Here is a 23,965-nt window from a genome sequence, read left to right on the forward strand (position 1 = left end):
GGTTCTTACCTTTTATTCAGCGGCAGCAGGGGCGGCGCGAAAGCGGCCAGGCCCTGCGCGTCCGGCAGCGGGCCGGGGGTCTGTTTATCGCTTGCGACCGGCGCGTCGACGTTCTTAAGGTGAATATTGCCATCCTGATCCGGCAACAACTGGCGCAGGATGGCGTTGGCCACGCCGAACACCCGCTGCTTGGCCAACTGGTCCGCCACCGCGCCGTCGGCGAAATCCATCATGTCGCCGTTGATGGAATTGGCGAAGATGCTGTCTTCGCCGGCGATTTCGCGCGTGGTCTTGCGGATCTGCTTGAACATCTCGCGGACAAATTGGGCCTCGAACTGCTCCGCCGCGGCGCCGGCCTTGCGGCGGTACTCCGGCGAAGCCGGCTGCACCGCCGGCTCGTCCTTGGCGTCGGCCGGCATCGCCAGCGTGGCGTGTATGTTTTGGCTTTCCATCAGATCACCACCAGTTCGCCGTCGATCGCGCCGGCCTGATCCAGCGCCTGCAGTATCGCCATGATGTCGTCCGGCGTAGCGCCGGTGCTGTTCACGGTGTCGATGATGGCACGCAGGCTGGCGCCGGCCGGCCACTGGAACATGCGGCCGGAGCCTTGGTCCACGTTGACGGTGGAATTGGGGACGGTCGTGGTCTGGCCGTTGCTGAATGGTCCGGGCTGGCTGACGCTGGGGTTTTCCGAGATCACCACGCGCAGGCTGCCGTGGGACACTGCCGCCGGACGCACGGTGACGCCCTGGCTGATCACCACGGTGCCGGTACGCGAGTTGAACACCACTCGCGGCACTTCGCTGCCCACGCCGACGTTCACTCGTTCCAGCCGCGCGACGAAGGCGACGCGCTCGGTGGGATCCAGCGGCGCGCGCACCTGGATGGTGGTGGCGTTGCGCGTGCTGGCCACCCGGCCAAAGCTGGCGTTGATGGCCTTGACGATATTGGTGGCGGTTTCGAAATTAGGCCGGCGCAGGCTGAGACGCACGCTGTCGCCTTCTTCGAAATCGCTGGGAATTTCGCGCTCGATCGACGCGCCGTTGGGGACGCGGCCGGAGGTGGGCGTGTTGACGGTGACGCTGGAACCGCTCTTGCCCTGGGCGGACACGCCGCCCACCACCACATTGCCCTGGGCCAAGGCGTAGATTTCACCGTTGGCCGCCTTCAGTTGGGTGAGCAGCAAGGTGCCGCCGCGCAGGCTCTTGGCGTCGCCTAGCGAGGATACGGTGACGTCTATGGTCTGGCCGCGCCCATAGCCCGGCGGCAGGCTGGCGCTAACCATCACCGCCGCCACGTTCTTGACCTTGGTATCGGTGCGTTCCGGCATTTTCAGGCCGAACTGCTTGAGCATATTGGCCACGGATTGGCCGGAGAATTTGACCTGGGAGTTGTCGCCGGTGCCGTCCAGACCCACCACGATGCCGTAGCCGATCAACTGGTTTTCGCGGATACCCTCCACCGTCACCAGATTGCGCAAGGGCTGCGCCGTCGCCAGCGTCGCCGCCAGCAGCAGCGTCCATCCCGTTATTTGCTTGATAAAACCGTGCATGATCCGCCCTGAATGATTCTGTGATTGCGCATACTCGCCCCGAGGGCCGCATACGCGAACGGCGGACGCCTGTCAGCGCCCGCCTGTTGTCCCGCCCGGACTCCTCGCCGCCCCGCCGCTCAGAACGGCATCAGCGGGCTGGCGAAGAACTTCATCAACCAGCCAGGCTCGTTGGCGTCCGACAAGGCTCCGCGCCCGGAATAGCCGATGCGGGCGTTGGCGATGCGCAGCGAGGACACGCGGTTGTCGGTGTCTATGTCTTCCACCCGCACATAGCCGGCCAGACGCAGGAATTCCTCGCCCTGGTTCAGCACCAGCTGCTTTTCGCCCTTCACCTCCAGCAGACCGTTGCCCAGCACCTTGTGCACGACTACGGTCAGTGCGCCGGACAACATGTTCTGCTGGGTGGAAGTGGACGAGCCGTTGAAGTCGCGGCCGGCGTCCACGCCCACTTGCGCGCGGAAGGTGGTATTGCCCAGCAGCGACGGCGCGATGTTGGCGCCGGATTTCTTGCCGAAGCTGGTGCCGGCCTTCTTGCTGGCCTGAGTGGTTTCTTCCAACACCACGGTCAGCACGTCGCCGGGACGGAAAGCCCGGCTGTCCGAAGTCAGCGATTGCGCGCCCGCCACGGTAAACACGCCGCCGCCCTTGCCGCGCTGCGGCTGCTGCAGCAGTTCCGGCAAAGCGAATTCCTGCGTGGTCTGCGGCGGAATCGGCTGCACGCAGCCGGCCAGCAGCAACGCGGACAAACTCAGGGCCAGCAGCTTCATCGTGCCGACTGTGCCAGGTACTGCATCATATTGTCGGCGGCGCTCAACACCTTGGTGTTCATCTCGTAAGTGCGCTGCGCGGCGATCATGTCCACCATTTCCTCCACCACTTGGACGTTGGAGCCCTCCAGCGAACCCTGCTTGAGCTTGCCCAAGGAGCCGGAGCCCGGCGCGTCGGTGGTGGCTTCGCCGCTGGCGGCTGTTTTCTGGAACAGGTTGTCGCCCAGCGCCAACAAGCCGGCCGGATTGACGAAGCTGGCCAGTTCGATCTGGCCGGCCGTTTCCAATGTGCTGCCGCTGCCGCGGGTGTAGCTGACCGCTCCGGTTTCGCTAATGGTCACCGAGGAGGCATCGGCCGGGATGGTGATGGACGGCTCCAGCGGCAGGCCCTGCGGGGTGACGATGGCGCCCTGGTCGTTGCGCTGCAGTTGGCCGGCGCGGGTGTAGCCGGTTTCGCCGTTGCTCATTTTCACTTGCAAAAAGCCCTGGCCGACGATGGCCAGATCCAAGGACTGATTGGTAGTAGTCAGCGTGCCCGAGGTAAACACTTTCTGAGTGCCCACCAAGCGGGTACCGTTACCCAACTGCACGCCCAGCGGCGCAGTGTTGTCTTGGTCGGTCTTGCCGCCCGGCTGACGGTCCACTTGGTAGAACAGGTCCTCGAACACCATGCGGTCGCGCTTGAAGCCGACGGTGTTGACGTTGGCGAGGTTGTTGGCGATGGCGGTCAGACGCGCGTCCTGCGCCTGGATGCCGGTCTTGCTCACCCACATTGCTGGATTCATGTTTCGATTCCCCGATGGTTTGCGCCGTCGGCCTTGGCCGCGACGCTGTTATTGGAATGCCGGATCAGGCGCGCACCAGACGGTTGCCCGCCTCCACCATGTCGCTGGCGGAGTTGAACAAGCGCATCTGCATTTCAAAATTGCGGTTCAGCGTCATGGTGGCCACCATCTCCTCCACCGCGGACACATTGCTGCGCTCCAGATGCTCGCCCTGCACCTTGACGGTATCGTCGGCGGCCAGCACGCCGCCCTGGCGGCTGACCACCAGGCCGTTGGCGTCCTTGGCGATGTCCTGCGGCAGCGGCTTGACCAGCTTGAGCTTGTCTATGGGCTGCATTTCGCTTTCGCCGGCTGCCAATACCGAGATCACGCCGTCGCTGCCCACATGCAACTTGACGTAGTCCGGCGGCAAGGTGATCTGCCCGCCGTCGCCCAGCACCGGATGGCCGTTGACGCTCAGCTTGCCGTCCACGTCCACCACCATGGCGCCGGCCCGGGTGTAGGCCTCGTTGCCGTCCGGCCCCTGCACGGCGAAGAAACCGTCGCCCTTCACCGCCACGTCCAGATCGCGCCCCGTCTCCACCACCGCGCCGCTGCGCACATCCACCGCATTGGCGCCGTTCTGGCTCAGATGACGGGCGTCGTAGCCGTAGCCGGGCACCGTCTGACTAGTGCTGACGCCGATGTCGGCGCGGAAACCGCCGGTTTCGGCGTTGGCGATATTGTTGGCGTGAATCTGCTGCGCCTTGAGCATGCGGTCGGCGCCGCTCATCGCGGTGTAGATCAGTGCGTCCATTTATCCTTGCTCCGCCTTACACCGCCTGCATCAGCGCCTGGATGGTTTGGTTTTCGGTGGAAATCACCTTGGTATTAGCCTGGTAATTGCGTTGCGCGGTCATCAGGTCCACCAGTTCGGAGGTCATGTCCACATTGGACTGCTCCAGGGTGAAGGCCAGCAAATTGCCGGACAGGCCTGCGCCCGGACGCGAGTACACCGCGGTGCCGGAGCCGGCGGTTTCCACCCAGCTGGTCTGCGAGGTGGCTTGCAGCGCGGATTCGTTAGGGAAGTTGGCGATGGCCAAGGTGCCCACTACCTGCTTCTGGCCGTTGCTGTAAGCCGCCACCACGTCGCCGTTGTCGTTCAGGCTGGTGCCGGTCATCGAGCCGGACGCGTAGCCGTTGCTGGCGTTCAGGGTCTGGCTACTTTCGCCGGCAAACTGGGTGGTGCCGGTGTAATCGAGGTTCACTGCCAGCGGGGATGCGCCGGGAGGCGTGCCCAGGTTCAGCGCCACCGGCGCGGTGGGGCTGGTCAGCTTGCCGTCGGTGTCGAATGTGAGCGTTGCAGTGGTGGGCTGATCCTTGCCGTCCAGCGTGTAGTGCACGGTGATGGTGTTCGGCCCGGTCTTGCAAAAGTACTGGGTCAGGTTGAGCTTGTTGCCCAGGGAGTCGTAAACCGTGGACACCGCCGAACTGTTGAAGGTGTTCTGCGACTTGTCGAACGGCATGGTCTGCACACTCCAACCGGCCGACATATTACCGACGTATTGCAGCTTGTCGCTGGCCTTGGCCGGTATGTTGCCGTTGGGGATCTTGATGTCGCCAAAGGCGCCCAGCGCGTTGCCGTCGGCCTTGCCGTAGCCCTGCACGCGACGGTTGAATCCATCCACCAGGTAACCATCCTTGTCCGCGGTGAAGATGCCGACTCGCGAATAAGCCATGCCGCCGTTCAGGTCGCGGCTGACGAAGAAGCCGCGGCCGTCGATGGCGGCGTCCAACGGGCGGCCGGTGCGCACGGTGTTGCCGTTGCGCGCCATGTTTTGACTGTGGCCGACCACTTCCACCCCCATCGGCTGCGCGCCGGCGTAGGCCGCGGAAAAACTGGTGCGGCTGGACTTGAAGCCGTAGGTGCCGGTGTTGGCGATGTTGTTACTGATATTGCCCAGTTGGTTGTTGACGGCGTTGATGCCGGACAAAGCAATGTCGAAACTCATGGTCGCTCCAAAGTTTTAGGTGTCTTGAATCGGCGCTTCAGGCCTGGGTCTTGCCCAGCAAACGAGTAATGGCGGAAACGGGGAACTCGCCCAGGCCGGCCAGCGTCAGCGTAGGCTCGCCGCCGTTGATGGGCAGGCGCACGCCGGACACGGTAGCCTGCATTTCAAGCCCGGCCTTGGACTTGGACGCGGTACGCACTTCCAGCTTGTAATCGCCTTCCACCAGGCCGTGCTTGCTTGGGTCCACGTTGAAATCGAACTCGCCGGCTGGGCGCTTGCCCAGCTCGATCACGGTCTCCTTGCCGCTGGCGTCGGTCAGCACCAGCGACACCTGCTGTTCTTCGCCGGACAGGGTCACGCGGCCGGACAAGGCGTCCTTGCCGCTCAGGTGCGCCTGATCAGCCTGCACCAGCACCTGGCGCCCCACTTGCGAGCCCAGCGACACGCCCTGCAGCTCGCGCAACATCAGCGCGTTGCCCTGCAATTGCTTGAGCATGTCGGCGGAGCTCTTCATCTGGCTCATCTGCGCCAGTTGGCTGACGAATTGCGAAGCGTCGGTGGGGTCCAGCGGGTTCTGGTTCTGAATCTGAGCCAGCAGCAGCTTCATGAACATATCGTCCATGCCGGGGTTTTGCCCGGCGGCCGGCGCCACGCCCGGAGGATTGGCGCCGTTGGAGGCGGCGGATTGGCTCTGCTGTCCGTTTTGCGCGGCGTTCACGCTCATGCGTTGTCTCCCAGTTTCAGCAGATCCTGCTGCATGCCCTTGACTCGGGCCAGCACTTCCACATTGGTCTGGAACGCGCGAGAGGCCGACAGCATGTCGGTCATCTCCTCCACCGCGTTCACATTGGAATAGAAAACATTGCCGTCGGCGTCGGCCAGCGGATTGCCCGGCTCGTGCGCCTTGCGCACCGGCTCCTGGTTCTGCACCACGTCCAACACCCCCACGCTGGCGCCTCGCCAGCCGTCGAAGCCGTCGCCGCCGCGGTACTGAGTGGCGAACACCGGCTTGCGGGAACGATATGCGGCCTGCTCGCTGCCGGCGGCGGTGTCTGCGTTGGCCAGGTTGCTGGCCACCGTGTTGAGACGCACCGTCTGCGCCGTCATGGCGGAGCCGGCGATGCGGGAAATATCGCGAAAGGACATGGCTTACTGACCTGCTATCACTTTGGCCAGCCCGCGGAACTTCATGTTCAGGAAGGCGAGGCTGGTCTGGAATTCGGAAACGTTCTGCGCGAACTCGGCCTGCTCCACGCCCAGCTCCACGGTATTGCCGTCGCGCGCGGGATGGTTGGGCAGCCGGTATTGCAATTCACCGGACGGCGAATCCAGCGGAAACGCCGCGTCGTCCGCCGAAGCGGCCAAGGCTGTTTTGAAGTCGATGTCTCGCGCCTGATAGCCGGGCGTGTTCTCGTTGGCGATGTTGGACGCCAGAATGCGGGTACGCTCCGCCCTTAACTGCAAGGCAGCAGGGTGGACGCTCAATGCCTTATCAAGGTGGAAACCCATTGCCTAGACCCATGCGGTTCTCTACCATGTTTAAACATCGGCTATCTAATTCACATTAAATGGCCGCTCGATTGAAAAGCGATACTAATAACCGCACCCTCTCGCGTATACGGGATAATTACCAAGTCATCTTTAATGGGAATTTTCACACCCTATCGGCATCAAGCCGCGCCGCTATTGGCTGCGCTGCTCATTCTGTCCAGCGTTCCGGCGCTGGCAACCCCCTATCCGGCCGCCGCCGCAGTGGAGCAGACCGCGCGCGCGCTGCTGCTGAAAAAACTGGAAAAAGCCGGCCTGGAAGCGGCCCGCGTCAACATCAAAGCGCTGCCGCCGCGCGGCTTCAACGCCCCGCCCTGCCCCGAACCGGTGCGCGTCGCCGCGCTGGATGAACGCGCGCCCAGCCGCATGCGGCTGCAGGCGCGCTGCGACGCCGCCGGCTGGGACGCGGAATTCATCGTCCGCGCAGACATCAGCGCCCGCGTGGCGGTGGCGGCGCGCGACATCCCGGCGCGCAGCCTGCTGGACGCAGGCGATTTAGAATGGCAGGAGCGCCCGGTGCTGGACCCTGCCGACATGGTAGGCGCCAAGACCAAGCTGGAGGGCTTAAGCAACCGCACCGCGCTGCGCCAGGGCCAGCCGCTGCGGCTCAAGGCGCTGGAAGCCAGCCTGCTGGTCAAGCGCGGCGAGGAAGTGCGCATCGTGGCGCGCCATAGCGGCATCGAGGTAGTCGCCGCCGGCGAGGCGCTGGGCAACGGCCGCCAGGGCGAAATCATCCGCGTGCGCAACAGCGCCACCGGCAAGGTGATCCGCGCCCGCGCCAGCCAGCCGGGCGAGGTCAACCCGGTGGACTAAATACGCAAAAAGCCCCAAACAGGGGCTTTTTCTTGCGAGGGCGAACACCCCTGGAAACGGCTTACGATCTTGCAGGAATCGTCAGCCCGCGCCGCACCGCCGGCCGCGCCAGAAAGGCTTCCAGTACGCGCGTTACCTGCGGGAAGTCCGCAATCGACACCAATGCTCCGGCCTCGTAAAAACCAATCAGATTGCGCACCCAGGGGAAGATGGCGATGTCGGCGATGCCGTACTCCTCGCCCATCACCCACTGGCGGCCGCTCAAGCGTTGATCCAGCACCGCCAGCAGGCGGCGTGCCTCGTTCACGTAACGGTCGCGCGGGCGTTTGTCTTCGTAATCCTTGCCGGCGAACTTATGGAAGAAGCCCACCTGACCGAACATCGGACCAATGCCGCCCATCTGGAACATCAGCCACTGTATGGCCTCGTAGCGCGCAGCGGGATCGGACGGCAACAGCCGGCCGCTTTTCTCCGCCAGATACAACAGGATGGCGCCGGATTCGAACAAGGCCAGCGGCTTGCCGCCTGGGCCGGACGGATCGAGAATGGCGGGAATCTTGTTATTGGGGTTCAGCGACAGGAATTCCGGCGACAACTGATCGTTGCTGTCGAAGCTGACCAGGTGCGCCTCGTACGGCAGACCGGTTTCTTCCAGCATGATGGACGCCTTGACCCCGTTGGGCGTGGTCAGCGAATACAGTTGGATGCGATCCGGATATTGCGCGGGCCATTTGCGGGTAATGGGAAAGGCGGATAGATCACTCATAAGCGCTCCATGAGTTTGCGGGTGGGTTGCGCGACCATGATAAGCCCGGTTTTTGCATTTGTCTTAAATCAGCCGCCAATCAATGGCGAGATGTTATTGACGTAATAGCTGGATACACTGTTAAGCCGTGCCCATGGCCAACGCCGCCCAGCAATAAGACATTCATTCAAAAATAAATTTCCCTTCTAAATGATGTGGAATGTATTAGTTTGAAATGAGGTTGGCGTGCTCCACTGGCACTCCTGGATGGCAATTACAATGGAGGCAGCCATGCCCTTTTTTTCCGGAAAACTCAAGGAACAGCTCAACGAGCTGACCGGCCAATTGGACGGCCTGCGCGGCATGCTGTCCGCCATCGACCGCTCGATGGCGATGATACAGTTCACTCCCGACGGCATCGTCACCAACGTCAATGAAAACTTCCTACGCACCATGGGCTACCGGCGCGAAGAAGTCATCGGCAAGCATCACCGCATCTTCTGCGATAAAAACCATGTTTCCAGCGCCGCCTACGCCGAGTTCTGGCAAAAACTGAAGCGCGGCGAGCCGGTCAACGGCCGCTTCAGCCGCTACGCCAAGAACGGCGATGAAATCTGGCTGGAAGCCAGTTACACCCCGGTACTGTCCAGCGACGGCCAGGTCTGCGGCGTGGTCAAGGTGGCATCCGACATCTCCGAGCAAGTGCATCAGGAGCAGAGCGATCAGGCCATCCGCCTGGCGATCAGCCGCTCGATGGCGCAGATCGAATTCGATCTGGACGGCAATATCCAGGACGCCAACGAAAACTTCCTCAACACCTTCGGTTATACCCTGGCCGAAATCCGCGGCAAGCATCACCGCATGCTCTGCGAGGCCGACTACGCCGCCAGCCCAGACTACGCGGAGTTCTGGCGCCAGTTGCGCCAGGGCAAGTTTTTCCAGGGCCAGTTCAAGCGCCTGAGCAAGAACGGGCAAACCATCTGGCTGGAAGCCACCTACAACCCAGTGTACGACCTGAACGGCAAGCCGGTGCGGGTGGTCAAGTTCGCCCAGGACATCAGCCGCCGGGTGCAGCAATTGCAGACCCAGGCGGAAAACGCCCAGTCGGCGGTGGAAGTCTCGGTCAATACCGAGCAGCTGTCGGTCAAGGGCAGCGCGGTGCTGGAACAGGCCGCAAGCGAAATCACCAAGGTGGCGTCCAGCGTGGAAAGCTCCTCCATCATCATCACCAAGCTGGGCGACAGCTCCGGTCAGATCGGCACCATCATCAGCACCATCAGCGAGATCGCCGACCAGACCAATCTGCTGGCGCTCAACGCGGCGATCGAGGCGGCTCGCGCAGGCGAGATGGGCCGCGGCTTCGCGGTGGTGGCCGATGAGGTGCGCAAGCTGGCCGAACGCACCAGCCAGTCCACCGGCGAGATTTCCGGCATCGTGCGCAGCATCCAGGAAGACTCCAAGTCCGCCATCTCTTCGATGCAGCAGGTGCGCGGCCTGGCCGACACCAGTTTGCAACTGTCCGAGCAGGCGCGCGACTCCATCGCCGAGATCCGCGCCGGCGCCAAGGAAGTGGTGCAAGTGGTGCGCGACGTGTCGGAGCTATTGCAGCAACGCGCTTGAACCACGTCGGCGGGCTAGGAAAGCCTTGATCCAAATCATGTCCGCGCCGGCCCCGGCGCGGCGATACTGAGACGCCCACACCTTTCCCGAGTCCGCGATGAAACACCCCCACCCCGCGGCGATGCTGGCTCAGGCGCCGCATCGCGCCGCCTTCCTGCCCGGCATGCTGTTCGCCATTCTGCTGCTGGCCGCCTGGAGCGCCGAACTCGCCAGCCGCTTGCTCGGCGTCCACGCCGCGCTGGCGGTGCCCTCTTCGCTTGCCCACGGTTTCCTGATGCTGTTCGGTTTCTTCCCACTGTTCATGACCGGCTTTCTATTCACAGCCGGCCCGCGCTGGCTGGGCGTGGAACCTCCTGGCCGCCTCATCTTTGTCGGCGTGCCGGCGTTGATGGTGACCGGACTGCTGCTGTGGCTGGCCGGACTATGGCTGGGCATCGCCTGGACGCTGACCGGCCACGCGCTGTACACCCTGGGTTTCAGCGGGCTAACGCTGACTTTCGCCTGCCTGCTGCTGGCTAGCCCGCAGCCGGACCGCCGTCACGCCTGCGCGGTGCTGGCCGCCCTACTCTGCGGCGTGCTGGCGCTGCTGGCCGGCACTTACTGGCTGATCTTTCAGGATGGCCAAGCCTGGCTGTGGATGCGCAACCTTGCCTTGTGGGGCTTTCTATTGCCCGTGTTCCTGACCGTCTGCCACCGCATGCTGCCGTTCTTCTCAGCCAACGCGCTGCCCCAGTATCAGCCCTGGCGGCCGGGCTGGCTGCTGGCCGCCATGCTAACCGGCTCGCTGGGCCATGGCCTGCTGGACGGTTTCAGCCTGCCCAGTTGGCCGCTGGACGCGGCGCTGGCCGTACTGTTCGCCTATGTCAGCTGGCGCTGGCGGCTGGCGGCCGCGCTGCGGGTGCGGCTGCTGGGCATGCTGCACCTGGCTTTCGCCTGGCTGCCAATCGGTTTCGGCCTGTACGCGCTCAACGGCTGGCTGGCTTCCCCGCGTCTGGCGCTGGCGGCGCTGCACGCCGTCACCGTAGGCTTCTTCCTGACCATGATGATCGCCTTTGTGTCGCGAGTGACGCTGGGTCACTCCGGCCAGCCTTTGCAAGCCGGCCCCGGCTTGTGGCGACTATACCTGGCCGCACACTGGCTGGCGCTGACTCGGGTAGCCACGGAAATGCTGCCCGGCGTCTGGTCCGGCTGGCTGTACGGGGCGGCGGCCATGGGCTGGCTGCTGACGCTGGCGGCCTGGGGCCGCGCTTTCATGCCCAGCTACTGGCGACGGCGAGCCGACGGCAAACCGGGTTGATCCTCTGAACTAGCCTTGTCCGCGCCGACGCAAATACTCCGGCACTTCATCGGCCGGCATCGGCCAGCCCAGCAGATAGCCTTGTACATAATCCACTCCCAGGCGCAGCATCAACTGCAAATCCGTCTCTTCTCCGATGCCTTCCGCCACAACTTGGATATTGCGATCCTTGGCCAGCCGGATGGTGGACTCGAGGATCTCTCTCGCCACGCTATCGCCGGCGGCGCCGGCCACCAGCGCGCGGTCTATCTTGATCGCGCTTACCGGCAGCTCGCGCAGGTATTCCAAACCGTTGTAACCGCAGCCCACATCATCCAAGGAAACGCGAAAGCCGGCCATTCGCAGCCGTATCACGTTTTCCAGTGCCTGATAGATGTTTTTGAGCCGCTGGGTTTCAGTCAGCTCCAGCGTCAGCAAGGCCGGCGCCATGCCCAATTCTTCCGCCGCCTCAGCCAGGCTGGACGGTAGTTCAGGGTTACAGAACTGGCTGGCGGTGAGGTTGATCGAGACCCTCAAACCGGACAAGGCCACTTGTCCGCTCCAACGGCGATAATCCTCCGCCGCGGAGCGGAAGATGGCAAAGAACAAGTCCTCGTCCAGGCCGTAATGCTCAAGGCCGGGCAAGAACGCAGACGGCTCCAGCAGGCCCAACTCGGGATGATGCCAGCGCGCTAGCGCCTCCACTCCCATGACTCTCAACAAACCCGGATCCGCCTGCGGCTGATACCAGGGCAGGATTTCTCCACGCCGCAGCGCCCGCTCCAACTCCTGCCGGTCAAACCTCGACGTAGCGCCGTCCCACGCCGGCCGTCGCGCCACCGTCTGCCACAACTTGCATAGCTGTTCCATGGACAAAGGCGTGTTCAAACTGCCTATCACCGGCAGATTGTGAAACGCCGCCACGCGATAAGCACCCATCAGCATGTCCTTGGACAGCGAACTGTTGAACACGATGGGCGGCACCGCTTGCAAGCCGGCCAGATGGCGCAGCAGCAGGATGCCGTCCATCCCCGGCATGTTGAGATCGCTGATCATCAAATCATAGCGATGCAGCTTAAGCTGTTCGAGCGCGCCGGTGCCGTCGCACGCCTCATCGATGCGCTCGATTCCCACTTGACGTAAAGCCTGGCTCAGGGCGCAGCGCTGCACATCGTGATCATCCACGATCAAGACCCGCATCGGCGCCGGGCCAGGTTTGGTGCTTATAGATTCCATGGCATGTTCTCTGTCCCAGTTGGAGCGCTATTCTCCTCAGCCGGCTCAAACTAAAGAAATAGGAAGATGCTGAATTTGCCGTGAAATTTTCAGACATCGATTTTTTACTATTATCAAAAGCGCATCAAACTTTGCCGCATGGCGCTGCGCTTTTGTTCTATATCACCATTGGGGGCCACCGAGGCGAAACTTCATCCCAATCAATCAAATAGCGCGGTAAACAACAAATTTCGCCTGGATTGACCCGAATTGAATGATCGCCACCGGCGCCGCCGGCGGACCGCTATGCCGATCCGCCTCCCGCGCCGTTTTCCGGCAAAGTCAAGCAGGAGATCCGGCAATGAGAAGCAACCTTCCCGTGGATGGCACCGAGGTGTTCTTGCTACCCCACCGCCCCATCGTCACCAAGACCGATCTAAAAGGCCAGATCACTTACGCCAATCGCGCCTTCATCGACATCAGCGGTTTCAGCGAAGAAGAACTGATTGGGCAGCCGCACAATATCGTGCGTCACCCGGACATGCCGCAAGCCGCCTTCGACGACCTTTGGAGCACCATCAAGTCGGGCCGCCCATGGAAGGGACTGGTCAAGAATCGCACCAAGCAAGGGCATTTCTACTGGGTGGAAGCCTACGTCACGCCGATCTGCGAAGGCGGCCGGCCGGTGGGTTATATGTCGGTGCGCAGCGCGCCGTCCAAACAGCAGACCGCCGACGCCGAACAACTTTATGCCCGTGTCCGCGAGCGCCGCCAAGCGTTTCCGGACACCCGTCACGCCGCCCCTCCGGCAACGGCCTGGCTTTTACTGTGCGCGCAATTGCCCGCTACGGCGCTGATCCTGGGCGGCGCGGCTAGCGACGGCGCCTTGCGCCTGACGCTGCTGGCGCTGGCGGCGACATGGGCCTTGACCGCCTCTTATCTGGCCGGGCGCTGGTTGGCGCGGCCGATAGACGCGGCGCGGCGCGCGCTGATGCGGTTGGCCGAGGGCGACTTCAGCGCCCAGATACCGGCCTCCGGCCCGCGCGAACCCCGCGCAGTGCTGGAGGAGATGGAAACCCTGCGCATCCATTTGCGCGCCATTCTCGCCGACGTCGTCGCCGGCGCGGAGGATGTCAGCGAGGCCGCCACCGCCACCCACGCCGAAGCCGAATCGTTGAACATCCGCGGCGAAACCACCTTGGAGGGCATCACCCGTGTGGCGGCCGCCTTGCAGCAGCTGTCCGTTTCGGTCAACGAGATTTCGCAGTCCACCCGCACCGGCGCCGAGTTCGCAGACCAGGCGACCGAACTGGCCAGCCAGGGCGAAGCCCAGATGAGCGACACCCGTCAGGCGGCTCAGGCGGTGGTCAGCGAGGTGTCCTGCACCCGCGACATCATCATCAAGCTGGAGCAATCGGTGGAATCGATCAATACCGTCACCGGCGTGATCAAGGACATCGCCAACCAAACCAATCTATTGGCCTTGAACGCGGCGATAGAAGCGGCGCGCGCCGGCGAGCAAGGCCGCGGTTTCGCCGTGGTGGCCGACGAAGTTCGCAAACTGGCGGAACGCACCGCCGGCAACACGCTGGAGATCGAACAATCGGTGTCCTTCCTGCGCGAACGCTCGCAGGAGGCGCTGGAGGAGGTGAAGGCGGCGGTGAACAAAGTCCACACCGCGGAGGAAACCATACAAGCGGCCGCCCAAGGGCTGGAAGCAATCCGCAACGCCAACGAAAAAGTGGCGGAATCCTCCTCCAGCGTGGCCAATATGCTGCGGCAGCAGTCGTCCGCCTCCACCGAGGTGGCCCAAAGCATGGAAACCATGAGCACGCTGACCGAACAGAACAGCCACAGCATCGCCGCCACCCTGCAGGTGGCGCAGAAGCTGCACACCACCGCCAGCGATCTGCGTCGCCTGGTCAGCCAATTCGAAAAACATATGTGACCGGCATCAACCATGCGACCGAATGGCATGTTTACGGAAAATTTCCATGCAAACAAGTTTTATTACACAAACCGTGAAAAATTAAGGAACTACTTGATACCCATTCTTTCATAACCGTTATTCGTCGCGACTCTATTGCACTGCACCATGACACCCGTCGCGACGAAGACGGCGCAGGCAGGCGGCCCATGCCGCCCGCCCGCGCTCCCTAAAAGCCTGTTCAAAGTTTCGTGAGCAAGAGCGAGACAAGGCCTTGTAACTGAAAAAACGGAATGCACATTAGGGTATATGAACATTCTAAATCGACTTTCAACGCCGCATCGCCAAAGCACAGCGGACGTTGAACAGGTCCTAAACCGTAGTCCAAACAAAACAAGGAGGTGATCGTCCAGTAAAACCGCGCCCAACGCGACGCACCGCCGCTAGAGCGGCGTCGAGTCCGGCGCAGGAACCGCCCGGCCGCAAGCCCGGCCTTCCATTCAGAGCCGCACACATGATCCAGCCCACGCCGCAACGCGGCCTCCGGGCAAAATCAACGGCTCTCAGATGCAGTGTCTCGTTCGGCGAGGCTCCTATGCAAACACAGGTCACTGATCTGACGACGTCGAGAGACGCCCAAGGTTAGGACAGGCTTTATCGGATTAAGGTATAGCCCAAAGTGACTTCCCGCATGCAGTTGGGATACGTTGCATAGTGCCAAAACTTAGACGCGGAGATAGCTTTTCTGCACTCTCTCTTCTGGTTTCCGCCCCCATTGTGACAACTGTTTGTGGTTATAAAACAGCTAACGGGGAATACCTCAAAATGTCTTTTGCAAGCATTACTCTGCCTACCGCTCAGGCAAACGAAGTCAATCTGAAAGAAACCGTCGCCTCCTACATGAGCGACTCGCTGATCACCCTCAGCCGCGACATGAAAGTCAGCGAAGCGCGCGAGCACATGCTCAAACAGCTGCGCGACGAAGACATTCCCGCCCAGATTTTCGTCATCGACGGCAGCCGCTTCCTGCATGGTCAGCTATCGGTCAAGCGCCTGCTGACCGAAACGGACCTGACTCTGCCGGTTTCCGCGCTGATGGGCCCCACCTCCTTTGTCGTCGAGCCTAATCAACAGCGCCGCGACATCGTGCCAGAACTGATAGACAAGGGCGTGGATCTCGCACCGGTTGTCAGCGGCGGCAAACTGCTGGGCGCCCTGTACGAAAAGGAAATCGCCGCACTGATCCGCGACGAAGGCACCGACGACGCTCAACGCCAGGGCGCCAGCCTGCCGCTGGAAACCTCCTATCTGGAAAGCTCCCCGTGGAGCCTGTGGAAAAAGCGCCTGCCCTGGCTGCTGCTGCTGTTCTTCGCGGAAGCCTACACCAGCACTATCCTGAAAGTGTTTGAAGAGCAGCTGGAAGCCGCCATCGCGCTGGCCTTCTTCATTCCGCTGCTGATCGGCACCGGCGGCAACAGCGGCACTCAGATCACCTCCACCCTGGTGCGCGCGATGGCGATGGGCGAAGTCAGCCTGCGCAACATCGGCACGGTATTGCGCAAAGAGGTGACCACATCCTTCATGATTGCGCTGGCCATCGGCGTGGTGGCCTGGATACGGGCCTGGATGCTGGGCGTGGGCGACGAAGTGGCCTTGGTGGTGTGTCTGACGCTGATCGCCATCACCATCTGGAGCGCCATCGTGTCCTCCATCATCCCAATGCTGCTGAAGAAAATGCGCATCGACCCGGCTGTGGTGTCGGCCCCCTTCATCGCCACCTTCATCGACGGCACCGGTCTGGTGATTTACTTCAACATCGCCATGCTGGTGATTTCCGACCTGGCCTAAGCGCCCCCTTTCCGGCGCGCCATCGCGCGCCGCCGCAAGCCGCGCCCGCCAAGCCCATCCCTGGATGCGGACTTGCCGGGCGCGCGCCACATGTGCATGGGACTTTTGAACAGGCGCTTAGGCCAGTTTGTCCTCTTCTTGGTTTTTATCACGCCGCCGCCAAGTTGTTTTCAGCGACCCGCCATGCTAATGTCCTGATAAATTTAAATAATCAAGGCATACGCCGGCACCTCCTTTCATAGCAACGCCACTTAAACGGCCTCTTTCATGACCCATTCAAACCGTAAACGCTTCGCCGCCGCGCTGGCGCTGGCTGCCGCGCTGCCGCTGACGGCCCACGCCGAAACCTTCGACCTGGGCGCCATCCTCAAGGACGGCATCAAGAAAGCTCTGCAAAAAGACCCCGCCGCGGACGGAGCCGCCGCCCCAATGGCTCCCGGCATCTACGACGGCTCCGACAAACAGTTCGAGCGCACGCTGACCATCCGCCCCAACGGCAAGTTTGAACTGGAAGTCATGCAAAAAGGCAAACCCGGCCAACTGCGCTCCGGCTCCGGCAGCGGACAGTTACAGGCCAACGGCGGGCAGTGGCGCTATAGCGAAGGCATCTGCACGATGAACATCCTGCCCCAGACCTCCGCGGTGCAAGTGCAGATGGACCGGTGCGCCAGCGCCTTCGGCGACGTGCCCTTCGACGGCGTTTATCGTCTGGCCAAGGCGGCCGGCGGCGCCCAAGCCGGCGCCGGCAAGAACAAGGCCCTGGCGGCGCAGCTGAGCTGCCACAATCTCAATCTGAGTGACAACGGCGTCGCCAAACTGCTGGCCGCCGCCACCGGCTCAACGCCCAACCAGGTATGGGAACATGAGCTGGCCTTGCCCAGCGGCTATGACTACGGCGATTTGCCGATTCGCTCTGCGCAGTTGTCCGAGGCGGACGGCGGCTTCCTGGCCTTGTTCGTGGACGGCGACGCCGCCGCCATCAAGAGCGCGATCAAGAAAACCCAGCGCAAAAGCAGCAGCGCGGCGATGTTGAGCAAGGTGGGGGAAAGCTATCCCTTCCCGGGAAAACCCAACGGCCTGCCCTATGTGCTGTGCCGGAGCAAGGCGGTTCAACACGGGCTGTATTGACGCTTGCTCCAAACGACAATGGCCCCGGCAAACGCCGGGGCCATTGTCGTCAATCAACCCGTCTAAAGCTCAACCGCAAGCGCCTACGTGACCGCAGGCGGTGCAAAACTCGCAGCCATCCTTCTTGATCAAGGCGTGATTGCCGCACTCCGGGCAGGGCTTGCCCGGCACCTGTTTCAAGGCGGCGCTGGCTTCCGGACTGAACAAATCGCTCTGCTCCGGCACCATCACCCCCATCTCTTCCAGCGGCACGCCTTCCTCGGTCAACACTCCCAGCATCGCGTAGCGGTGGATGATCAACTGCGCCAGATAGGCGACGGTGGACGGCCAGCTCTGCGACTTCTCCGCCCCGGGAATGCGGGCGAAGAAATCGCCCTGCGGCTCAGCGTAGCTCAGCAGCTTGCGCAGCTTGAGACCGATCCAGGCCGGATCTATCACCCGCATGTCCAGGCTCAGCATCTTGCACAAGCCGTCCAGCTCTCGCGGATAAGCGCCGGCCAGCCACATCGAATACGGCCGGCGCTGGCCGTTGGGCAGCACCAGTTCTTTAATGAAGAGCACGAAGTCGTCGCCGGTTTGCGGGTTGCTGACGTCCACCGACCAGCTCATGGTGCCGTCGGTTCCGGATTTAGGCTCCTTGCGCGCGAACAGCGCGTCCATCACCGGCGTCGGCTCGTTTTGATCCGCCGGCAACGCCCCTAGTTGCTCAACGCGGTGGCGCACCACCTTGCCCAGGGCCGCCGAGGCCGAGGTGGCGTAAACGGTGCGCTCGCCCAGATCGAACACATAGCGTTTGTCGCCGTTGGTGTGCGACAGCGCGTCCAGCTTGGCGGCCAGCCAGCCGTGGTCGCGGCAGCGCATGTCCATGGACAGGGTCTTGGCCACCGCGCCCAGCCCGCGCTGTTCCTCGGTAGCGTTGACCCAGCATTCAAACGGCGACACTCGACCGTTCTCCACATGACCCACCACCACGGCGAAGTCTCCGGCGTCCCCTTCCACCATGAAGGTCCAGGACGGGTTGCCTTCCTTCAGCTTGGGCCGGTTAGGCCACTTCAAGCTGGACAAGGCCGGCGTCGGCGCGGTGTTGAGCACCACGCGGCGGTCCGGATCGCCGTCGCCGCTGCCGGACAAGTCCTGCGGCGTGGCGGCGCTGGGCTTGGCCGGCTCCACCGACAACACCGACCCCAGCACGCTGTTGGGCCGGTAGGTGGTAATCCCTTTCAGTCCAGCGCGCCAGGCTTCCAGATACAGGCTTTCGAAATCGTCGAACGGATAATCGCCCGGCACGTTCACCGTCTTGGAGATGGCGGTGTCGATATAGGGCGCCACCGCCGCCACCATGCGCATATGGTCCAGCGCGCTCATTTCCAGCGCGGAGACGAAGTAGTCCGGCAGGGCGTTGGTGTCCCCGCCCTGCATCCGGTAGACGCGGTAGGCGTGGTCTTCCACCAGATATTCCTGCTGGCTGCCGTCGGCCATGCGCTTCTTGCGGGTGTAGAACCAGGAGAACGGCGGCTCAATGCCGTTGGAGGCGTTGTCTGCGAAGGCCAGCGAAATGGTTCCGGTGGGCGCGATGGACAAGAGGTGCGAGTTGCGAATGCCGTGCTTGCGGATGCGCGCCTTGATCGCCTCCGGCAAACGGCTGGCGCAATGCGGCGCGGCCAGGTAGGCGTCGGCGTCGAACAGCGGGAAACCGCCCTTCTCGATGGCGAGATCCACGGAGGCGTCGTAGGCGGCGTCGCGCATCGCCTCGGAAATGCGGCTGGCGAAGCGGCGGCCCTCCTCGCTGTCATAGCGTATCTTCAGCATGATCAGCGCGTCGCCCAGGCCGGTGAAGCCCAGGCCGACGCGGCGCTTGGCCTGGGCCTCGCGCTGCTGCTCCTCCAGCGGCCACACGGTCAAGTCCAGTACATTGTCCAGCATGCGCACCGACATGCGCACCACTTTCTCGAAGCTCTTGAAATCAAAGCTGGGCTTATCGCCAAACGGCTGGCGCACATGGCGGCACAAATTGATGGAGCCCAGGTCGCAGCAGCCGTAATCCGGCAGCGGCTGCTCGCCGCAGGGGTTGGTGGATTCAATCACCTCGCAATAGGACAGATTGTTGTCCTGGTTGATGCGGGTCATGAACAGCACGCCCGGCTCGGCGTGGTCGTAGGTGGAGGCCATGATCTGCCGCCACAGTTCACGCGCCGGCACGGCGCGGTAGACCCACAGGCCGTCCTCGCGCTGGTAGCTGCCGGGGAAGGCGTCGGACGAGGGCTCCACCGCGTGGGTCAATTCCCAGGCGGCGTCCGCTTCCACGGCGCGCATGAAGTCGTCGGACACGCCCACCGAGATGTTGAAATTGCGCAAATCGCCCTGGTCCTTGGCGTGGATGAATTCCTCCACGTCCGGGTGAGAAATATCCAGCACCCCCATCTGCGCGCCGCGACGCGCGCCGGCGGACTCCACCGTCTCGCAGCTGCGGTCGAACACCCGCATATAGGACACCGGGCCGGACGCGCGGCTGTTGGTGCCCTTGACCCGCGCGCCCTTGGGGCGGATGCGCGAGAAGTTGTAGCCGACGCCGCCGCCGCGGCGCATGGTTTCCGCGGCCTGCAGCAGCGCCTCGTAAATGCCCACCTTGCCGTTTTCGGTTTCGGACACTGAATCGCCCACCGGCTGCACAAAGCAATTGATCAAGGTGGCGCGCAAATCGGTGCCGGCGGCGGAATTGATGCGACCGCCGGGAATAAAGCCGTTTTCCAGCGCTTGATAGAATAGCGGCTCGAAACGCGCCGGGTCGCTTTCCAGCGCCGCCAGCGCCTTGGCCACGCGCAGGCGCACTTCGCTCACGCTCTGTTCGCCGTTCTTGGCGTATTTTTCCAGCAATACCTCGCGGGAGATATCCTGCTCGGTCATGGCGGCGATGTTTTCCTGCTTCATGGTTCCCGGTTCCTCTTGAATTGCGGCCTGCGGCGGCCAGGGCGGCCCCCTTCCAGCATGCAATGGACCGTGTGGGCCGCAAAAGGTTTCGACACGTCCAATACGCAATATCTGGAAAAGAAAAACGGCGTATTACACTATATGTAGTTACGCCGTTCGTTGACACATATCAAGCGCTATTCCACCTCGCCGCCGTTTTTCCCTATTGTCATGGGCAAAAACACGACGCGCGGCCGTCGCCTCACGGCGTCTTCAGTTTCACCTCCAGCGGCACGCCGTCGCGGCCGGCGGAGACCTTGACCGGCTCGCCCAACTGGATACGTTCCTGCAGCGCCGGATCGGTCTTGACCATAGCCGCGCGCGCATTGGCGGCGCGTTGCTTGGCCAATTGCTGCAGGCTGGCATCGGTGATGTTCTGCGCGGCGATCAACTCGTCCCGCAGCAGCTTGCCCAAGGCCGCTCCGGACGGTCCGCCCGGCTTCAGCGTGTGGCCCAGCAGCTTGAAGCGGCCGATCTGCTTGCCGTACACCGATTTCACCGCGGACAGGATTTCGCCGTCCTGCATGTCCGGCTGCGGCAGCGGCTCGCCGGCGCCCAGCTGATGACCGGCGGCGGCGAAGATCGCCAGATCGGTTTGCGCGCGCGCCATCTCCTTGCGGTCCGCGTTGGCATTGTAGCCGCCGCTGATCGACAGCATCAGCTTGGGTCGCTTCACCATCAGCCCGGCCACTTTGACCAGCTTCTCGCGCTCCGGCGGCGTCACATTGGCCTCGCCGGCCACGAAGCGGATATCGTCGAAACCCTCGCCGCCCAGCAAGGCGCCCAGCGCGCGGAACGGCGCGGTCACCACCTTGGTCACCACGTTGACGATGGCTTTCCAGATGATCTTGCCGTAGCTGAACTGCGGATCGTCCAGGCTGCCGGCCACCGGCAAGTCCAGATCGATGCGTTTATCGCTGTCCTCCAAAATAGCCACCGCCAGCCGCAACGGCAGCCGCGGGCCCTTGTACTCGCTGTCCGGCAGCTCGTCGCCCAATTGCAGGGAATCAATCACCACCCGGTTCTCGCCCTTGAGCTGGCGTTGCTCCAGCAGGTAGCGCAGATCCACCGACAAGCGGCCGTCCTTGACCTGCCAGCCGGCGAAGTTCATCGAATACGGGTTCAGCGTGCCCATGGATATATTGCGGAAGGCCAGCGTGATGTCGGTGTTGTCGGTGGGCGCCAGCGGCGACAGCGCGCCGCGCACCTTGACGTCGCCAAACTGGTCCACATCGCCGTCCAGCGTGATGTTGCCGCGCCGATTGGCGCGGGTGGACAGGTTCTGGATGGAGCCTCGCAGATTGTGCATATCGGTGGCGAAGTCCGGTTTCATGCCGTGGTCGGCGAACTGCACCCGGCCGCCCTGCACGTGAATGGACTTGACCTCCACCAACGGCAGCGGCCCCGGCTTAGCCTTGGGCGCGGCCGGCTTGGCGCCCCCTTGGCCGGCAAACAGCCGGGCCACGTTGAGCTCGCGTTTCTCGTCCAGCACTAGTCGCCCCGCCGGCGCTTGCAGCCGCACATCGTTAATCGCCACTTTCAGCGGCATGCCTTGGGCGCTGAGGCCGCGTACTTGCAGGTCGCGCCAGCCCAGCAAGGGCAATTTCTCGCCCGGCTCGTACACCGCCAGCCGCGCCACGCCGGCTGAGCCACCGACACGCCAGCCGCGCACGCCGACATCCAAGTTCAAATCCGCCGACAGCGCGCCGCCGCCAAAACGCAGCGGCGTGCCGCTCAAGGCGTACGGCGCCAGCGGCGCCAGTTGCACCCCGTCGGCGCGCAGCTTGCCCTTGAGCGCGCCGGCGGCGGCGTCGATATCGGCCTTGGCCGCCAACTTGCCGCCATTGAGCTTGCCGGCCAGGTCCACCGCCAGCTTCTGGCCGTCGCCCACCTCCACGGTGCCGCCCAGGCCGGACAAGGCCGCATTCACCGGCTTGGGCAGGCCGCGGTCGGTCCAGCTCAGCAGGCTGTCCCGCAACTCCATTTCCGGGTAGGAGAATTTCCAGGCCGGCGCCGTCTCCCCCTGGGCGCGCGCCGCAGCGGGGGTCGGTTTGGAACGGCCGGCGGACTCGAACAAGCGGGCCAGATTGATCTGGCCGGCGCGGTCGCGCTCCACCTTGGCCTCAAGGCCGCTCAGCGTCAGCTTGCCCGGCTCGATGCGGCGGCCTTGTTGCAACAACTGGCTGGACGCCAGTTCCGCGCTGGCCAGGCTCAAAACCGGTTCCGCGCCTTGCGCGCCCAGCTTAAGCTCGTCCAGCCGCGCCAGCATGCCCGTCAGCGCGAAGCCATGGTCCGGCGACAAGGCGAAGCGGCCAGACAACAGCGGCAGCTTGGCCTCCAGCGCCAGCGGCTGGCGGAAACCCTGATCAGCGTAACTCACGCGCCAGTTGCGCAGCTTGATCGCCTCGATGTTCACCAACCACGGCAGCGGCGCTTCCGCCGGCTGAGGCTTGGCGACGGCCGGCGCGGCCGGAATCGCCTTCTGCCAATCCACCGTTCCGTCGCTGTCGCGCCCGGCCATCGCCAGCCCCTGGTCCAGCTCGATGGACTGCACTTTCAACATTGAACGCGCCAAGTCCAGCGCGCCGCCTTCGACGCGGACTTCCGGAATCGTCAGTTCGCTGCGGCCGCCCGGCGCTTTCAACGCGAAACGCAGCAGGCTGGCGCGGAACGGCGACACCGTCAGCTCCGGCGTTTTGCCGGACATCTCAAAATGGTAGCGCGCCGACACCGACAAGCGCCCTTCCGGCGCGGCGGTGTTGAAATGCGGCTGCACATAAGGCCAGATCGAGGCCAGCGGTAGCTCCGCCATCTGCGCCTCGCCGTCGGACTTCAGCGGCTGCAGATTGATGCTGCCCTTCCAGTTGAAGCGGGTGCCGTCGGTCAAAGCCGCCTGCATCGTGTAGCTGCCGTTTTCCGGCAGCGTGGACAGGTCCACCAGCGATAGATTGAGCGGCACCATGGTAAAGCGCTCGTCGCCGCCCAGCCGGTCCGACAACTGCGCCTGGCCGTTGCGGATGTTCAAGGCCTTAATCAACAGCCGCGGCAGCTTGTCCGATCCGCCTTCGGGCTTGGCCGGCCCGGCGGCGTCGGCGACGAAACTGGCCCAGTTCCACTGACCGGCGCGGTTGCGCGCCAAGGCCAGTCGCGGTTCATCCAGAGAAAACTCCTGCGCCTGCCAGCGGCCGATCAACAGCATGGACGGGTCCAGGTTCAGATACGCCCGCTTCACCGCGAACAGAGGCCGGCCGTCGCCCTCGCTCAGCTTGAGATCCCTCACCTCCAGAGACATGTCCCAAGGCGTGATCTTCACCTCGCCCATGCTCAGCGTGCGGCCTATGCTCTGCGCCCATTTGGCGGCCGCGTCGCTGATCATGCCCGGCGCCAGCCAGCCCAGGAATCCCCAGAGCAAGCCCAGCAACACAATGGGGACCGCCGCCCAGCGCAGCCAGCGGCGGCGCGGTCTCGGCAATGGCGAGTTGGAATCTGAAGCGGGTTTTATCTGTTCGGTATCGTTTTCCATATCGTCTAATTCTAATACTCATAAAGAGGTCTTAACAGTCCCCGTGGCAGATTTCCCTGTTGCCGCAAACCAACAGCTGGCCGACATTCAGTCAATAATCATTGCGAATGTCCACACGCCGGTACTAGCATGCATTCGTTCAAAATATTGAACATTTCGAACCAAGAACGATCAATCCCATTCAAAACGGCATTGGCCGTTTTATCAAATCAGAGAGGAGCACCCGGATTGCCGATCCATCAATGGGCCCGATTCCA

At 63.2% G+C, this 23,965-nt stretch carries 19 protein-coding genes and 1 riboswitch; of the genes, 6 read left to right on the forward strand and 13 right to left on the reverse strand.

Annotation, left to right across the window (positions count from 1 at the left end; all coding sequences use genetic code 11):
* Positions 1-5: 5 nt before the first annotated feature.
* From GYH29_RS14190 to flgB, 9 genes are all read right to left on the reverse strand, one after another.
* Positions 6-452, reverse strand: a complete 447-nt coding sequence (locus GYH29_RS14190; protein WP_019102957.1) for a hypothetical protein — start codon at positions 450-452, stop codon at positions 6-8.
* Positions 452-1,552, reverse strand: a complete 1,101-nt coding sequence (locus GYH29_RS14195) for a flagellar basal body P-ring protein FlgI (RefSeq protein WP_019102956.1) — start codon at positions 1,550-1,552, stop codon at positions 452-454. The genes GYH29_RS14190 and GYH29_RS14195 overlap by 1 nt, the downstream gene beginning before the upstream one ends.
* Before the next feature lie 119 nt (positions 1,553-1,671).
* Positions 1,672-2,322: a flagellar basal body L-ring protein FlgH gene (flgH, locus tag GYH29_RS14200; protein WP_043594403.1), complete on the reverse strand. Its 651-nt coding sequence runs from the start codon at positions 2,320-2,322 to the stop codon at positions 1,672-1,674.
* On the reverse strand, positions 2,319-3,107 hold the full coding sequence (flgG, locus tag GYH29_RS14205; protein ID WP_081575546.1) for a flagellar basal-body rod protein FlgG: 789 nt from the start codon (positions 3,105-3,107) through the stop codon (positions 2,319-2,321). The genes flgH and flgG overlap by 4 nt, the downstream gene beginning before the upstream one ends.
* 64 nt (positions 3,108-3,171) lie before the next feature.
* Positions 3,172-3,903 carry a flagellar basal body rod protein FlgF gene (locus tag GYH29_RS14210; protein WP_043594399.1) on the reverse strand — a complete coding sequence of 244 codons (732 nt, stop codon included), beginning with the start codon at positions 3,901-3,903 and terminating at the stop codon, positions 3,172-3,174.
* Between the two features lie 16 nt (positions 3,904-3,919).
* Positions 3,920-5,098, reverse strand: a complete 1,179-nt coding sequence (locus tag GYH29_RS14215) for a flagellar hook protein FlgE (RefSeq protein ID WP_019102952.1) — start codon at positions 5,096-5,098, stop codon at positions 3,920-3,922.
* 37 nt (positions 5,099-5,135) lie between these two features.
* Positions 5,136-5,822 (reverse strand): flagellar hook capping FlgD N-terminal domain-containing protein, encoded by a 687-nt coding sequence (locus GYH29_RS14220; RefSeq protein WP_161523992.1) that lies wholly within the window; start codon positions 5,820-5,822, stop codon positions 5,136-5,138.
* Complete coding sequence (gene flgC, locus GYH29_RS14225) at positions 5,819-6,244, reverse strand: flagellar basal body rod protein FlgC (RefSeq protein ID WP_019102950.1); 426 nt, start codon at positions 6,242-6,244, stop codon at positions 5,819-5,821. The genes GYH29_RS14220 and flgC overlap by 4 nt, the downstream gene beginning before the upstream one ends.
* Positions 6,245-6,247: 3 nt before the next feature.
* The gene (flgB, locus tag GYH29_RS14230) at positions 6,248-6,607 is read right to left on the reverse strand and encodes a flagellar basal body rod protein FlgB (RefSeq protein WP_043594397.1); all 360 of its coding nucleotides are present in this window, start codon (positions 6,605-6,607) and stop codon (positions 6,248-6,250) included.
* Positions 6,608-6,742: 135 nt separating this feature from the next.
* Here flgB and flgA point away from each other — a divergent pair, with 135 nt between their 5' ends.
* Positions 6,743-7,459, forward strand: coding sequence for a flagellar basal body P-ring formation chaperone FlgA (gene flgA, locus GYH29_RS14235; protein ID WP_052052303.1), 717 nt, complete (start codon positions 6,743-6,745; stop codon positions 7,457-7,459).
* A 61-nt stretch (positions 7,460-7,520) separates the two neighbouring features.
* Here the strand turns inward: flgA and GYH29_RS14240 are convergent, their stop codons facing one another.
* Complete coding sequence (locus tag GYH29_RS14240) at positions 7,521-8,225, reverse strand: glutathione S-transferase N-terminal domain-containing protein (protein ID WP_043594395.1); 705 nt, start codon at positions 8,223-8,225, stop codon at positions 7,521-7,523.
* Positions 8,226-8,495: 270 nt separating this feature from the next.
* On the opposite strand from GYH29_RS14240, the gene GYH29_RS14245 reads away from it, so the two are divergent.
* Positions 8,496-9,824: a methyl-accepting chemotaxis protein gene (locus tag GYH29_RS14245; RefSeq protein ID WP_161523993.1), complete on the forward strand. Its 1,329-nt coding sequence runs from the start codon at positions 8,496-8,498 to the stop codon at positions 9,822-9,824.
* 97 nt (positions 9,825-9,921) lie between these two features.
* Positions 9,922-11,121, forward strand: a complete 1,200-nt coding sequence (locus GYH29_RS14250) for an NnrS family protein (RefSeq protein ID WP_043594392.1) — start codon at positions 9,922-9,924, stop codon at positions 11,119-11,121.
* Positions 11,122-11,130: 9 nt separating this feature from the next.
* Here GYH29_RS14250 and GYH29_RS14255 read toward each other — a convergent pair whose 3' ends face one another.
* Entirely contained in the window at positions 11,131-12,336 is a 1,206-nt protein-coding gene (locus GYH29_RS14255; RefSeq protein ID WP_043594390.1) for an EAL domain-containing response regulator, read from the reverse strand.
* Between the two features lie 340 nt (positions 12,337-12,676).
* Here GYH29_RS14255 and GYH29_RS14260 point away from each other — a divergent pair, with 340 nt between their 5' ends.
* The 3 genes from GYH29_RS14260 to GYH29_RS14270 all read left to right on the forward strand — a co-directional run bounded on the left by GYH29_RS14260 (position 12,677) and on the right by GYH29_RS14270 (position 17,218).
* Complete coding sequence (locus GYH29_RS14260) at positions 12,677-14,263, forward strand: methyl-accepting chemotaxis protein (protein WP_043594387.1); 1,587 nt, start codon at positions 12,677-12,679, stop codon at positions 14,261-14,263.
* A gap of 548 nt (positions 14,264-14,811) precedes the next feature.
* A riboswitch (M-box (ykoK) riboswitch) is annotated at positions 14,812-14,985 on the forward strand.
* Positions 14,986-15,067: 82 nt separating this feature from the next.
* Entirely contained in the window at positions 15,068-16,090 is a 1,023-nt protein-coding gene (locus GYH29_RS14265) for a magnesium transporter (protein ID WP_081575549.1), read from the forward strand.
* Positions 16,091-16,357: 267 nt separating this feature from the next.
* Positions 16,358-17,218 (forward strand): hypothetical protein, encoded by an 861-nt coding sequence (locus GYH29_RS14270; protein ID WP_019103799.1) that lies wholly within the window; start codon positions 16,358-16,360, stop codon positions 17,216-17,218.
* Positions 17,219-17,287: 69 nt separating this feature from the next.
* On the opposite strand, the gene GYH29_RS14275 is transcribed toward GYH29_RS14270, so the two are convergent.
* The gene (locus GYH29_RS14275) at positions 17,288-20,146 is read right to left on the reverse strand and encodes an adenosylcobalamin-dependent ribonucleoside-diphosphate reductase (RefSeq protein WP_019103798.1); all 2,859 of its coding nucleotides are present in this window, start codon (positions 20,144-20,146) and stop codon (positions 17,288-17,290) included.
* 241 nt (positions 20,147-20,387) lie between these two features.
* A complete protein-coding gene (locus GYH29_RS14280) occupies positions 20,388-23,708 on the reverse strand; it encodes a DUF748 domain-containing protein (protein WP_161523994.1) in 3,321 nt (1,106 codons plus the stop codon).
* Between the last annotated feature and the right edge of the window lie 257 nt (positions 23,709-23,965).

Origin of the sequence: Chromobacterium haemolyticum (genome assembly GCF_009936155.1) — a bacterium.
GTDB classification, from domain to species: domain Bacteria; phylum Pseudomonadota; class Gammaproteobacteria; order Burkholderiales; family Chromobacteriaceae; genus Chromobacterium; species Chromobacterium haemolyticum.